Here is a 14,529-nt window from a genome sequence, read left to right as displayed (position 1 = left end):
TCTTGTTTTTCATATTTCAATTTCTTCAAAGTGTTCAACAGTGGGAAATGGTTCATAAAAATGATGCAGGAGTTTTTTCCACTCTTGATACTCAGCAGAATTTCTAAATCCTACAGTATGAGATTCTAAAGTTTCCCATCTGACAAGTAATAAGTATTTACCTTGGACTTCTATACATTTATGCAATTCATGGGATAAATATCCGTCCATTGAAGAAATAATTTTAGAAGCTTTTTTGAAAGCAGCTTCAAAATCCGGTTCTAGTCCAGATTTGACATTAAGAATAACTGCCTCAAGAATCATAAAGTTTTGCGGTGAGTATTAATGTAATGTTATTTAGTATAAAGTAAATGTGATATTTAAGGCGGGTTACACTTACGCAGACATTTTACTCAATCAAAAATAGTTTTTAAGTAAATAGCTAATTGCAGCACAAAACGGAGTATGTTGTCCATCAACATCAGGTTTTTCGTAACCTTCAGCAAGTAGTTGTATTTCTATTTCAGTCAAACCTTCAGTAGCTAGTAATGCAGCATCAATTGCTACTCTACGCATCTTTTGCAATTTGTCAATGTCAAGTGCAAGCTTCTTAATTGTTGTTTCAGCAACAGCTTTTTTGCCTGGATTATCTGTTGGTTGAATTTCACCTGAAGCAGGATATTTAAAAAAATTACCACAGTCTATTTCCAAAGGTGAAACCATCAAATTTTCGTCGTACCAATACTTTTTCTTATGTCCGCAATGCACCGGAACAGTAGGAGGTTCTTCACTTTCTCCTTGACATGAAGCGATCAGATTTGTGTACTCAAGTGCCAGATTTGGATAAGTACTACGAGGTTTTAGGTGTTCTATGTGGCTAGTTGCTCTAGTGATACGCATTCCACAATAGCAACAGATATATCCCTGTTCTTTTAGTAAAGCATCATGTACAACAGGTTTTTCTGGTGTTTGAAAATTATCATCCCAGCTAGGTTTCCAATCATCATTTTCCAGAGCCTTCCACTTGGTAAATTTTTCTGGTTCCTGACTCTTTTTAATGTACTTCATCGGTTTAGAATTTCCTTCCGCCGAATTAGTACATCCGCTTTAACAAACTCTGGCTCATCTGCTCCAATTTCAATAGCCAATTGTTGACGTAATTGCCTAGCACCTTCAATATTTCCAGCATCAATTAGTCGAAAAAGCTCTAAAAGACTTTCCTTAATTTCCTGTGGACGTTCTGGAACACCCATGAGGTCTTCTAAGATACGATTACTGTCTCTCCCAAAGGAACTTTCTGGTTTTTTGGCAATAACACCTTCGTCTGTTTTTTCTAGAATATAAATTCCTTCCGGTTTGACTTGGCTAAGTACTTGAGGCGAATGGGTAGTGACAATAAATTGGCAATTGGGGAATGTTCTTGTCAAAGCTGGAATAATTTCTCGTTGCCATTTGGGGTGTAAGTGTAACTCAATTTCATCAATTAAAACAACACCCTCACCTTCGAGTGGTTCTGTTAAACCTGGGTTAGCGATCGCTAATCGTCTTGCTAAATCTCCCACCATAGCCAGCAGGCATTTCTCCCCATCAGATAGCTGATTAACGATGAGTTTCTCATTTCTTTTTCTGACAGTCATTCGCAGAGGTGAACGCTCAACTCGTAAGTTTGAGAATTCTGGTATCAATGAAGATATAGCTTGTCTGACTGTTTCTAATTGTTTGTCTCGATAATCAGGATTATCTCTTCGTCTCTCGTTCTCTAAGTCTTCTCGATTTCTAAACCATTCAAAAAATGTTTTGAAGTCTATTCTTCCTCCTGTAAGTGCCTGATTATATGCATCCACTTGCTTAAATGAACTTACCTCTGAAATCTCTAAAGGCATGTCAATAACAGCACGATTAACAGGGTAGTAAATTACTAAAGGAATGTTGGCTTCAAAACTATTTTCTAACTGATGACGCAGAGCATCAACTACAGCTTGTAAACCTTTCGTGTATTGAAGACTAGAAAGAGTAGCAGGATTATCATTATCCAAACTAACAGGATCAGATATTTCAGGATCAATAGTTGTAAATATAGAGTTTAATATTGGTTGCAATTGCTGATATTCACTATTTGATATTTGTTGCATCTGCAACTTTTCCTTGAGCAAAACGCTAAACTGAAAAAGCTCTCTATGTCTTGTCAGAGATTCTTGAATAACACCTGAACTAATTTTAGTTATATTTAAAACTATCTCCTGCGAATCTATTAGAAATGTAATTTCATTATGTGTTTCCTCACAGCCATTACTAATGTCTTTATTATTAAAAAAACGTATGGAATCTGAAGAGCTTTGAATATATGCTGTAAACTGTGATAAAAAAATAGCTAGACAATCAAGAATGCTCGATTTCCCAACGCCGTTAATACCAATTAGTACCGTTGGCCCCGTTTCATCAAACTCCAGGGTCAAATCGCCAATTCCACGGAAGGATTGCATTTCCAAGCGTTTGACTTTCATAGTTTTAACAACGCTGAACGTAGTAATTCAATACAGTTAAGAAATCGGTAAAAAACAGCTAATCAAAAGCAGACTTGACATAAGAAACTGTCAAAGGTGTAATTTTTTCGACAAGATTATTAATCACCCCTCGTTCATATTCAGTCCAAACTCTGGGATTACCAAAAATGCATGGTTGTAAAATTCCCCAGAGTTGGCCATTTTGGCGGATATGGGCATGAATCAGGGCGCGATGTCCAAAATACTTCTGTTCAAATTCGCGATTTAAAACCTGAGAATCAGCAGTTTCTACATCTTCGACAAAGATTGAAGGTTCAGCACGTAGCGCAGCCGCAAACATTGGATCATCATCTACTAAAGTTGGGGGCTGCGCTTCCCATTTTTCATTGTAGACGGTAGGTACATCTGGAGTGCGAATCCAACAAAATGCAACTCTACCAAGGTTTGTCTGTGGATTGTGCAGGTATAGAAAACATCTGTCAGACTGTAAAAAATCGCCTATAGCTGGCAATAATGCAGAAAATATAGCATCTGGTGTTTGAGATGATTCTACAATATTGTTGAGTGCAGAAGGAAGTTCTGGCTGAGTCATCTAACTAAGCTGATTTTAATTGAATAATCCCTTTATCAAAAACGCGCTTATCAGTAGCGATCGCACTTACTTCTATTCTATCTGGATACACCTCATACGCTGCAAAACTCAGCTTCTCAGCAGAATGCTCTGTCCATTCTGAACGCCCTACAGGACGAGTACCTGCACCACCACCAGTAACTAAATAAGTCGTTCCATTAATAGTACGAGTGCGTTCATAATGGTGTTCGTGACCATTTATATAAACTTGAACGCCGTATTTTTGAAACAGCGGAGTAAAAGTTTTAATAAACTCTGTATTAGTCCCATAGACACCAGATGAATAAATTGGATGGTGGCCAAATACGACTTTCCAAGGGGCTTTACTAAGACTTAATTCTTTTTCTAACCAAGGTAGTTGATTTTTCCAATCAGCATTACTGTTAGTATCTAAAGCAAAAAATTGCACAGAGCCACGGCTAAATGTATAGTAGCGTCTTCCCTTCATATTAAAGCCGGCATACTTGACTTGTGGATCACCATTAGCAGTACGAATATCGTGATTACCTAAACAAGCCTGAAATTTCACACCTTGCTTTAGCAAAGATTGATAAGGACGCTCAAAAACTGCATTAATTTTCTCGATTTCGCCGTTATTGTAAATATTATCTCCAGCTAAAACGACTAAATTATAAGGATTTTGTTTGTGATACGCATTCATTGCTCCAGCCACAGCATACTGTCCTTTAGCTCCAGTCCCCGTATCTGCTACAGACAAAAAACGTAATAACAAGTCTTTTTTGACTGGGTTGGCGGCTATAGCTGTTGTTAAATCACTAATATCAGCACTTTGATTATTTTGACGAACTAACATCCAGGAAAAAAATCCTGTACTAATGGCGCTGAGGCTGCTTAAAAATAAAAATTGACGACGTTTTAGTTTCATAGCTCACCAAATTTAATAAATAGTCAGATTAGCCGAAGCAATGTGCAACGAAATGATACATTAAGGCAAAAGAAGGCAGCATCAGTAATAATATACGTTGTTTGTCTTTGATTCGCTGCTTTTGGTGAAAGTTCCATGTCACAAGACAATCAGTCAAAACCGACGGATGAGCAAGTAACTCAACCTCCCCAAAAACCTTACCAGAGAGTTCAGCCCTTTTGGAAGGCTAAAATTATCCAACTTCTCCGAGGGACGATTGGGGTTTTAGAAACAACGGTGGACAAACTGGAGACAGCACCCCTACCTGGTACTGAGGAAACACCCAGGTTTTTCCAGCAGCTTCAGTTGCGATGGGGTGGACTGTTAAGGACAATCCGCTTGTTTTTACCATCAAATTTGTCAACAAAGTTATCAGATACGGCTTTGACGGGAATTGTTACTGGAATTGCTGTAATTCTCGTTTGGACGACTACGACTGTCTTTACTGGTAAACCTACTGAAATAGCAGCAGTTCCCCCAGTTGAGGAGGTTCCTGTACCGACACCAACGATAACTACGCCACCGGAGTCAGTTGCACCTGAACCACAGCCACCAGAGGAAATTACGCCGCCGCCAGAAGTAGAAACCACCCCACCAACGCCGGAACCGGAACCAGAAGTAACTCCCACGCCAACGCCAACACCGACACCAATCATAGAATTGACACCAGAACAAGCCTTGATTGCGGCTATTGAAAATCAGGTAGCCGAAATTAGCGATCGCATTGCCTCTGGTCTGATAAAGTCAATTGAAGCCAACTTTCGCACGAGTAATCTGACAGTCAAAATTAGTGATGATTGGTATACTCTCCAAGAATCTCAGCAAGACAAACTAGCTGCGGAGATATTACAACGCTCTCAAGAACTTGATTTTACCCATTTAGAAATTATCGACTCCCAAAAGAGGCTAATAGCTCGTAACCCAGTTGTTGGTACTGAGATAGTAATTTTTAAACGGCAAACAACCAGTTAAAATAATTCGTAATTTAGAGGTTTAATTTTAATTATTTATGTTAGACAACGTTTCGCTATTGCTGCAAGCTTGTAACAACTTAAACATCAGCTATGAAGTTATTCATCCTGCTGAAAACTTAATCAAAATCAAACTCAATAATAAACCCCATTATTTTTGTAACTATAGTACTCCACTGATTAATCAAGCAGTATCACATCTTATGAAAGATAAGGAATACACTTATCATGTTTTAAATAAAAAAATTAAACTTCCTCGGACAGTAGGTTTTCTTTCTCCTTTTTGTGACATAGAGTATAAAATCTACTTAAAATTTCCAACTATTCAAAATATCGTATTAGAAATAAAAGAAAATTTTGAAACGCCAGTGATTGTTAAAAGGAATTCTGGCTCTAGCGGACATAATGTATTTTTATGTCAGAATCAAGATGAAATTGAAAATGCTTTAAAAGAAATTTTTAATGTGAATTTTAAAAAGTATGATTATGTCGCTCTTGCTCAAGAATTTATTGACATAAAATCTGAATATAGAGCAGTTTTCTTAAATAAAGAGTTAGTTTTGCTCTATGAAAAAGATATAAGTAATGCAGAGTTCGCAGGAAATCTTAGCCCTCTGCACTGGAATGGTGCAAAAGCAAAGTATATCAACGATCCACAAATATTGTCAGATATTGCTAATTTTGCTAAACCAGTTTTTGAAGAATTAGACCTTGATTATGGTGGCTTAGATATCGTATTAGACCGAGATAATCAATATTGGTTAATTGAAATCAATTCTCACCCAAATTTTAGCATTTTTACTAGGGACAATGGAGAGGAACATGTGCTGAAAATTTTTGAAAAAATGATAATTAGCCTAGCTTCAAAATAACCCCGTCTAATTGTTGCTCCAGCGCTGAAGCCTCTGAAGCGTCAAGAATCACCGAGGCTTCAGCCCGGTGAGTATTTCAAGTAACTGCACGCTGTAACATCAGGTGATGACAAATCAACTTTCCCCGAAAATTCCCTCTTGTACTTGGAGCCGTCCTATCGGCTTAGGCTGGGACAAACCTTATACCGTCCGCTACGCAAGTAATATTGATGATGGCCCTTGGCATGGTACGCCTTTAGGTGGCTTTGGTGCAGGTTGCATCGGTCGTTCTTCACGGGGAGATTTCAACCTGTGGCACATCGACGGTGGTGAACATACCTTCAAAAACGTTCCCGCTTGTCAATTCAGTGTGTTTGAATCCAGTGGTACATCTTCCCAAGCCTACGCTTTGTCTACGCAAGCACCCGATGATAGCACTCTCCAAGCTTGGCAGTGGTATCCGACACTTGCCGACACAAAAGGAACGGGCAATTATCACGCGCTATACCCACGTAGCTGGTTTGTGTATGAAAATGTATTTCAAGCACAGTTGACTTGTGAGCAGTTTTCACCAATCTGGGCAGGCAATTATCAAGAAACTAGCTACCCTGTGGCACTATTCCTCTGGAATGCCCACAACCCCACAGATGCACCTATTACTCTCAGCATTATGCTGACTTGGCAAAATATGGTGGGCTGGTTTACTAATGCCCTCAAATCTCCCCAAGTGCAAGTGCGCGATGATGGTAGTCCGGTTTACGAATACCAACCACGCTGGGGCGAAAGTCAAGGAAACTATAACCAAATAGTTGAAAATACACAACAGTTTGGTTGTGTATTAGGTCGGGTTGGTAGTGATGCTTTGCAAGAAGGTGACGGAACTTGGTGTATTGCCACGCTGAAGCATCCCCAAGTTGAATTATTTCACCACACCTGCTGGAATCCAGAAGGAACGGGTGAGGAAATATGGGAAAGCTTTGCGAAAGATGGTTCTTTGCCTAATTATCTAGATCCGACTCCAGCAACAGATAATACACAATTAGGGGCTGCGATCGCACTCCGTTTCACTCTCCAACCAGGCGAAACTCTCGAAATCCCCTTTGTCCTCGCTTGGGATTTACCCATTACAGAATTTGCGGCTGGGGTTGATTATTATCGCAGATATACGGACTTTTTTGGTAAAAGTGGAAATAATGCTTGGGCGATCGCATCTACTGCCCTACAAGAATACCAAACCTGGCGATCGCAAATTCAAAGTTGGCAAAAACCGATTATCGACCGGGAAGATTTACCCGACTGGTTTAAAATGGCTCTATTTAATGAGCTTTATGACCTCACCAGCGGCGGTACTCTCTGGAGTGCAGCATCAGAACTTGACCCCATCGGTCAGTTTGCGGTGCTGGAGTGCTTAGATTACCGCTGGTATGAAAGTCTAGATGTACGGTTGTATGGCTCTTTTGCCCTGCTGATGCTATTTCCAGAATTAGAAAAGTCGGTGATTCGAGCATTTGCAAGGGCGATTCCTCAAGGTGATGATACTCCCCGAATCATTGGTTATTACATGACAATTAAGGCAGAAAGCCCGATTGCAGTTCGTAAAGTCGCAGGTGCAACACCCCACGATTTAGGCGCACCCAATGAACACGTTTGGGAGAAAACTAATTACACCAGCTATCAAGACTGCAATTTGTGGAAAGATTTGGGTAGTGATTTTGTTTTGCAAGTGTACCGTGATTTTCTGCTCACGGGTGCTGACGATGTAGAATTCTTGGCAGATTGTTGGAATGCGATCGTTCAAACCCTTGACTACCTGAAAACTTTTGACCTTGATGGCGATGGGATTCCGGAAAATTCTGGTGCGCCTGACCAAACCTTTGATGATTGGCGGTTACAGGGTGTCAGCGCCTATTGTGGTGGGTTGTGGTTGGCGGCGCTAGAGGCTGCGATCGCAATTAGCGATATTTTATTAACTTACCAGACAGGTAACACAGCAGAGTTGGCAGCCCAAAAATCTATCTATGAAACTTGGTTACAACAATCTCTGCCTATTTACCAAGAAAAACTCTGGAATGGGCAATATTACAAACTTGATAGTGAAAGTGGTTCCGATGTGGTGATGGCAGATCAATTGTGCGGACAGTTTTATGCCCGTCTGCTGGATTTACCTGATATTGTACCGAGCGATCGCACCCTTTCTGCCCTAAAAACTGTTTATGATGCGTGCTTTTTGAAATTCTGCAATGGTGAGTTTGGTGCTGCTAATGGTGTTCGTCCTGATGGTTCACCAGAAAATCCCCAAGCTACTCACCCTCTAGAAGTTTGGACGGGAATAAACTTTGGGCTGGCGGCTTTTCTCGTGCAGATGGGAATGAAGGATGAAGCGTTAAAGTTGACGCAAGCTGTGGTGCAGCAAATTTATAACAATGGTCTGCAATTTCGCACACCTGAAGCTATCACCGCAGCGGGTACTTTCCGCGCTAGCACTTACCTGCGACCAATGGCGATTTGGGGAATTTACTTAGTTATTAATTGATTAACGGTCAAAGCCATTCTCGTTTTCATGCAACACACGTAGGGGTATACAGCTACCCCTAGCAATAAGGTTTGGTTAGAGGGGAAAAGGGAAAAGGTTTTGAATACATCTTTTTCCCTTTTCCCCTTCCCCTTTCCCCTATTCCACATATAATATGCGCGTTGCCAAATTTAGCCCATCTTCATCTGAGAAAGCAGAGTCTAGATTTGTGATTTTATTTTCCGAGTGTTTCCGGAAGCGGAGGAAAATTACAGTAATGGTAAGAGTTGAAGCATTGAGAATTCAAGACTACGTTTCAAAAAATGCGAATATTACTAGCTTTAGCGATAAATATTGCTAATATTTCCCAGACTATGTTCACAATCAAAGGCTAGGTTATGGCGTTCCTATTCCTTTACTCAAAAACAAAGTTCACCAGATCGTGGTGCTACGTGCTTGGCAATGATTAGCCAATACTGGAGCTTATGTTTAAATCTCTACACTTTGCCTCAGTTAGCGCGGGTAGATCATAGACGTGTATCTCTCCAGGGTTTAGCAAAAGTAGCCCAAACTTTGGGATATGAAGCGCTATTAGTGAGGGCGAGTCTTAGTAAGCCGGACTCATATTATAACCCACAGATAGCTCATTGGCAAGAAATTCATTATATAGTTGTCTGGAGAGTTAAAGGCGATCGCATATTGATTTCCCAACCATAGCCAAGGCGTGGCTTTCGCATCCAGAGTTTGGAGCTAGCTAAACAGGATAAAGCTTCTTTTCCGTTAATCTTTTTACCATCAGCTTCCTGATTTTGGATATCTGGCGCATTACCTTAACAGCGCAGTGTTCTAGACCGAGGTATTCTTGTTGAGCAAGGCATTCATGAAGAACTCATGGTAATTGGTGTTTTTACTACTATTTAGTCCAAGTACCACTACATTTTTAATCTCAAGTTTATAAATATTTTAAATATTAATACATAAAAAAGTACTACTAAATCAGCTTAATAATATTCTGTATTAGCTGCTTTATCTCTATTACAAAACTATTTAATGTTGTACAGACTTAATCTGCCACACCTTTTTGGGTAAAAGCATCCAGTTATGGTCATTTTACTTTAGTCATAATAATGATGATTAAAGCTATAAGATTATTATTTGTTTTTGAAATATATGTAGGGTGCGTTACGTTCTGCTAACACCCCATACAAGAGTACTGAGACTTTTTAAACAACTTACGATTCCTCTATTATTCATAACCAGTAATTTAATTTTAAAACTAGGCTATCTATAAATTCATGACTGACACTCATGAAATATTTATGATCAGTTTACAGCGTTTTCATGTAGATACGCTGAAGCTGTAGCTCTTGTAAATCAAGAAATACAAGGCTGATAGATATAGTCCTCTAATTGAACTTATTGAAAAATAGGCTCAACACCATGCCTGCTAACACTTTTTATTCTCTATATATACTATTTTTAGAAGTTGTTTTACATCAAATTTAATGGTAATATTTTCTAGTGACTTGACAATACTAAAGGGTTTAAATTGATATTGTGTGAGGGGTAAGACCCCCCATGAATTAGCAAAGAGGGACAAAAGTAAAAGTTGCACAATACGCAAGTAAGTATCAGAATACATTCAGTAAATTTAGCTTATAAATCTGCTAACTTAGTAGATGACATTAACGACAAAAAATAGTATAAATACGAATGACGTTGTTAATGCTCAAAGATAAATAAATTTTCTCCACTATCCAAAAAAATATGCAATTTTCCCGGAAAATGCCTAATTCAGCAGTAGTAAGAAATACAACCGTTTGAACAGAGACAATTTATTGAATTAGGAGTTGAGAAAGTTTAAGAAGATAAAACTACATCTACCAATAATCACACTGAGATTTTGTCCTATCAGTCATCCGACAAGACAAAAGATAAATTTTGAACTTTCACTTAATAACAAGTAAAAGCTACAGTTTCTTCCATTCATTGGAGGGAATCTGGATAATTAAGACTGAGCAGCCAACAAACTTGATTAAAAACAATCAAGTTTTTAATCAAAGGTCAGTTCATGGAAAGAAAGAATCATCAGCCTGAGTCTTTACCGCTCAAAGCTGCAAGAGTCAATCAGAGCTTGGGAAAGTTATGTACACGTCTGTTGATTCATAGATTTTTATCTCTTGTCAACATCCAACACAGTCCCATTGCTGATAATTTCCGAGAAGCGATTCCACAGCTGCAAAAAGGCTAGTGCAGTCTGTACACCTCAATTGAAACAGCAACAATCGCAGAACCTGAACTAGTTTACTTCATCCCAGATAACTAAAAACTATGATGAATCAAGACATTGCTGGCATTAGTAACAACTTAGATAAGACAGTCAAGGCTCAACAATTTGACAAAGTAGTTGAAGCAATTCTTGCTGGGAAGTATTCCTGGGCATGTGTTTTAATGCTGAGATTTGGTGGTTATAATCCTCTCCATTACATTCCATATCGCACCTACAATCGATTGCTCAAAGAAAACTCTCAAGCCAACAGAACCAAACAACAGCAAAGTGAAAATCTCAAAATGCTGAAACACGCTAATGATTCTAGGTCTGATAGTAATGTATCATCAAGCTGCTTGAGCAAAATTAAAGACCTAGCTTATCTGGAAGTCGTTGGAAAGAAAAAAACAGACATCCGTGGTGGTAGTTTAGACCAAAGATTGACACAGCACATTAACGAACATCAATCGAGCAAATCACCATTAAAACCAGAGAATACTCAAGATATATCCTTGAAATCTTGTGGATTCAATTAAAAAGTATTTTGAATCAATAGATTCTGCCCTAGAGGTGATTCCGTCTCTGAGAACCTGCTATGCTAATTTAAAATTTATAGCATGGCAGGTTTTCTATAGCACTCATTAATTTGATAACTTTTTGCAAAAATCTGCCAAAATGGCAAATATATACTGACAGTATTGGTAAACTAATAACAACTACAACTTGAACCAAAATAGAGGTGATTGGCAAGCAAGTTAATTTAATTAAATAAAATCAATGATTAGTTCTGACTATGAAATAAATCAAACTGATTACAAAAGTAGTCAGCATTTCATGGGGTAAATAACTCCTAAACCAAGACTGATGATCCAACCGTTGCTACTGGTGGTTCTATTTTTGAGGAAGTCTGAGCAAAGAAAATTTGGGGAGGTGGATTCCCCCAATCCAAATTTTATACAGCTTTAACCGACTGCAGACGGTGAGAGTAATGCTTATAAAACTTCCTATCCTGTGCTTGGTGTTGCTTTAGTTAATAAAGCAAACGCTTAACATCAATACCAGGAACAGAAAGAGAAAAGTTACGGTGAAATCGTTTCCTTGGCTGGTAGAACTAGTAGCTCATACGCTTCTCTTTCAACTATTGTAATCCTAGTCCTCCCAACCTGGATTATCTCTGGTTTCTAAACTTTCAATTTATATAGTAACTACTGGAGGTTCAAAACTTGAATAGCTTCCAGTTTTTTTATTTACACAAAAAAAAGGTGAGCAATTTACTCACCTTTTTTTTGTGAAGAATAGTTAATCCAAAAATGAATTAAACCTTAGCTAATTCTGGGCTAGGACGCTTGCTGTTGCGAATTGCTGTAATGGCTTCAGCATAATCCTTAGCGTTAAATACAGCAGAACCGGCGACAACTGCATTGGCTCCCGCTTCCAAAACTTGCCAAGTATTGTTTGCCTTCAGTCCTCCATCCACTTCAATCCAAGGGTCAAGACCACGTTCATCACACATTTGACGCAGCTTGCGAATTTTGGGTAACACACCAGGGATAAAGCTTTGACCACCAAAACCAGGGTTGACGCTCATAATCAGTACTAAATCGCACAATTCTAGAACGTATTCAATTAGCTCTAGAGGAGTGCCAGGATTCAGTACAACCCCAGCTTTCTTACCAAGCTCTTTAATTTGCCCCAAGGTGCGGTGTAGGTGTGGGGAAGCATTATGCTCTGCATGTACGGAGATAATATCTGCACCCGCCTTAGCAAATCCCTCTACATACTTTTCTGGCTCCACAATCATCAAGTGGACATCCAATGGCTTGGTTGTAACCGGACGAATCGCCTCCACAACCAGAGGGCCTATCGTAATATTAGGTACAAAACGACCGTCCATTACATCAACATGAATCCAATCTGCTCCGGCCGCGTCTATGGCGCGAATTTCATCACCCAGACGACTAAAATCGGCTGACAGGATAGATGGAGCAATTACAATGGGCTTTTGAGATAGGTTTTGGGTCATGGCTAGTGGGTTTTTAAGCGTCCTCGTCTGTATGCATTGTAACAAAACATTGAGCAAGACTCATAATTTTGGATTTTAGATTTTCCTTCAATCCCAAATCCCAAATTCAAAATCTAAAATTGAATGACTAATGACTAATAACTAATGACTAAAAAACTAACCTGGATAATTTTGGGATTAAGTGCTTCTTATTTGAGTGTGCCAGTAATTGCTTCAGCTTTAGAATCTGCGCTGGGAACTAACGGCATTGATGCTCTAAAGCTACACCAACCTCCTTATAATTTAATCGGTCGTAAGATTGCTATTGGTCAAGTGGAAATTGGCCGACCGGGAATGTTTGGGTGGGATAAGGCGGTGTCTAAAAATCGTGCCATATCATTAGCGGCAGTCTTCTTACGCAATGGGCCAGCTAAGTCTAATAGCGGTGTTGACCCTCACGCCTACAATGTCGCTGGTGTCATGGTGAGTCAAGACAAGGCTTTGCCGGGAGTTGCTCCGGGAGCGCGGCTGTATTCATCGGCGGTGGGTTCCACTAAAAATATGGGTCAACCAGAAGAGTGCTTATCGGCCCAGCACATAGCGCTACAAAATAGTGGTGATGTCCGTGCCATTAACTTTAGTTTTGGTGAACCTCTGAGCCGCGATCCTAGACCAGAGGCTACTTTAGACGGCAATGCTTTACTAACTTTATGTGTTGACTGGTCTAGTCGCGTTCATGATGTTTTGTATGCGATCGCAGGCAACCAAGGTAAGGGCGGTATTCCCATCCCTACAGATAATTTTAACGCAATGAACGTGGCCTTTTCATCCCGCCGAGGGGGAGTTTTTAACAAAGTAGACGTGGCTAATTTGGCTGGTGCTAACCAAGGAGTGAGTGGAAGGCTAGCTGGAAGAGAATTTAACCTTGATGGTCGTCGTGCCATCAGTTTAGTTGCTCCTGGAAATAACCTACCTTTGCTCAATCCAGATGGCAAATTGAACAAAGTGACAGGTACAAGTTTTGCAGCACCTCAAGTTACGGCTACGGTTGCTCTATTGCAGGAACTTGCTGACCGACAGATGCGGACAAAACAACGTAACTGGAGCATTGATGCTCGACGTCATCAAGTAATGAAAGCTGTATTACTGAATTCAGCAGACAAAATTTTAGATAGTGGTGATGGCTTACGGTTGGGAATGACGCGGACGCTAATTGATAAACAAAATCAAAGCTGGCTAGATTCTGATGCTTACAAAGATCCAAAGATTGCCTTGGATGCCCAAATGGGAGCGGGTCATTTAAATGTATCTCGCGCTTATCAGCAATTTAGTGCTGGTCAATGGCAAGCATCAGGTGCGGTGCCAGCTATTGGTTGGGATTATCGCACAGTCGACGTTGGAGCTTCTGTTGACTATATATTAGCAAAACCGTTAAAGCAGGGAAGTTTTGTTGCTGTTACCCTGAGTTGGGATCGATTGGTGGAACTCAACGATAAAAATAAAAACCAGCAATATGATGTGGGCGAAAGTTTCCGCGATCGCGGTTTGAACAATCTCGATCTTTATCTGGTAAAATCTGATGCTCAAAATTCAGAGGTTGGTGCTGTTTGCTCCTCAATCAGCCAAATCGATAGTGTAGAACATATTTTCTGCCCAGTTGCGGCTACTGGCAATTACAAAATCCGCGTCCAGTTTCGTCAAAAGCTCAATGAAGCGACTCAACCCTATAGTTTAGCTTGGTGGAGTGTACCTATCAATTGAAACAGGGATGCACAGCCGTGCGTCCCTACGAAAATTGTGTATTTCATACCATTGAGAAAAGTTATTCTATCTATCAGAATTCAACACAAGTGGTTATTTTGTGATTACGTAGCTTACAATACGT

General features: G+C 39.7%; 13 protein-coding genes. 7 read left to right on the top strand and 6 right to left on the bottom strand.

Annotated features, from left to right (window positions below):
• Window positions 1–9: 9 nt before the first annotated feature.
• The 5 genes from A4S05_RS08015 to A4S05_RS07995 all read right to left on the bottom strand — a co-directional run bounded on the left by A4S05_RS08015 (window position 10) and on the right by A4S05_RS07995 (window position 4,000).
• Window positions 10–303, bottom strand: a complete 294-nt coding sequence (locus A4S05_RS08015; protein ID WP_069069300.1) for an antibiotic biosynthesis monooxygenase family protein — start codon at window positions 301–303, stop codon at window positions 10–12.
• Window positions 304–396: 93 nt separating this feature from the next.
• Window positions 397–1,047, bottom strand: coding sequence for a retron system putative HNH endonuclease (locus A4S05_RS08010; protein ID WP_069069299.1), 651 nt, complete (start codon window positions 1,045–1,047; stop codon window positions 397–399).
• The gene (locus A4S05_RS08005) at window positions 1,044–2,483 is read right to left on the bottom strand and encodes an AAA family ATPase (protein WP_069069298.1); all 1,440 of its coding nucleotides are present in this window, start codon (window positions 2,481–2,483) and stop codon (window positions 1,044–1,046) included. Before A4S05_RS08005 ends, A4S05_RS08010 begins: the two co-directional genes overlap by 4 nt.
• Before the next feature lie 58 nt (window positions 2,484–2,541).
• Complete coding sequence (locus A4S05_RS08000) at window positions 2,542–3,075, bottom strand: GAF domain-containing protein (protein ID WP_069069297.1); 534 nt, start codon at window positions 3,073–3,075, stop codon at window positions 2,542–2,544.
• Window positions 3,076–3,079: 4 nt separating this feature from the next.
• Complete coding sequence (locus tag A4S05_RS07995; protein ID WP_069069296.1) at window positions 3,080–4,000, bottom strand: metallophosphoesterase family protein; 921 nt, start codon at window positions 3,998–4,000, stop codon at window positions 3,080–3,082.
• Between the two features lie 135 nt (window positions 4,001–4,135).
• Between A4S05_RS07995 and A4S05_RS07990 the strand changes: the two genes are divergently transcribed.
• The 6 genes from A4S05_RS07990 to A4S05_RS07960 all read left to right on the top strand — a co-directional run bounded on the left by A4S05_RS07990 (window position 4,136) and on the right by A4S05_RS07960 (window position 11,178).
• Complete coding sequence (locus tag A4S05_RS07990; RefSeq protein ID WP_069069295.1) at window positions 4,136–5,011, top strand: hypothetical protein; 876 nt, start codon at window positions 4,136–4,138, stop codon at window positions 5,009–5,011.
• Between the two features lie 37 nt (window positions 5,012–5,048).
• A complete protein-coding gene (locus A4S05_RS07985; protein WP_069069294.1) occupies window positions 5,049–5,882 on the top strand; it encodes an ATP-grasp domain-containing protein in 834 nt (277 codons plus the stop codon).
• A 106-nt stretch (window positions 5,883–5,988) separates the two neighbouring features.
• Window positions 5,989–8,394 carry a GH116 family glycosyl hydrolase gene (locus A4S05_RS07980; RefSeq protein WP_069069293.1) on the top strand — a complete coding sequence of 802 codons (2,406 nt, stop codon included), beginning with the start codon at window positions 5,989–5,991 and terminating at the stop codon, window positions 8,392–8,394.
• A 441-nt stretch (window positions 8,395–8,835) separates the two neighbouring features.
• The gene (locus tag A4S05_RS43050) at window positions 8,836–9,090 is read left to right on the top strand and encodes a cysteine peptidase family C39 domain-containing protein (RefSeq protein ID WP_069069292.1); all 255 of its coding nucleotides are present in this window, start codon (window positions 8,836–8,838) and stop codon (window positions 9,088–9,090) included.
• A gap of 1,354 nt (window positions 9,091–10,444) precedes the next feature.
• On the top strand, window positions 10,445–10,624 hold the full coding sequence (locus A4S05_RS07965; protein WP_069069290.1) for a hypothetical protein: 180 nt from the start codon (window positions 10,445–10,447) through the stop codon (window positions 10,622–10,624).
• An 83-nt stretch (window positions 10,625–10,707) separates the two neighbouring features.
• Complete coding sequence (locus tag A4S05_RS07960) at window positions 10,708–11,178, top strand: HetP family heterocyst commitment protein (RefSeq protein ID WP_069069289.1); 471 nt, start codon at window positions 10,708–10,710, stop codon at window positions 11,176–11,178.
• Window positions 11,179–11,957: 779 nt separating this feature from the next.
• On the opposite strand, the gene rpe is transcribed toward A4S05_RS07960, so the two are convergent.
• Complete coding sequence (gene rpe, locus A4S05_RS07955; protein WP_069069288.1) at window positions 11,958–12,665, bottom strand: ribulose-phosphate 3-epimerase; 708 nt, start codon at window positions 12,663–12,665, stop codon at window positions 11,958–11,960.
• 144 nt (window positions 12,666–12,809) lie between these two features.
• On the opposite strand from rpe, the gene A4S05_RS07950 reads away from it, so the two are divergent.
• On the top strand, window positions 12,810–14,405 hold the full coding sequence (locus A4S05_RS07950; protein ID WP_069069287.1) for a S8 family serine peptidase: 1,596 nt from the start codon (window positions 12,810–12,812) through the stop codon (window positions 14,403–14,405).
• Window positions 14,406–14,529: the final 124 nt, after the last annotated feature.

Source organism: Nostoc sp. KVJ20, assembly GCF_001712795.1.
Taxonomy (GTDB): Bacteria; Cyanobacteriota; Cyanobacteriia; order Cyanobacteriales; family Nostocaceae; genus Nostoc.
The sequence above is the reverse complement of the archived record's forward strand: the minus strand, read 5'-3'. Positions and strand labels throughout refer to the sequence as shown.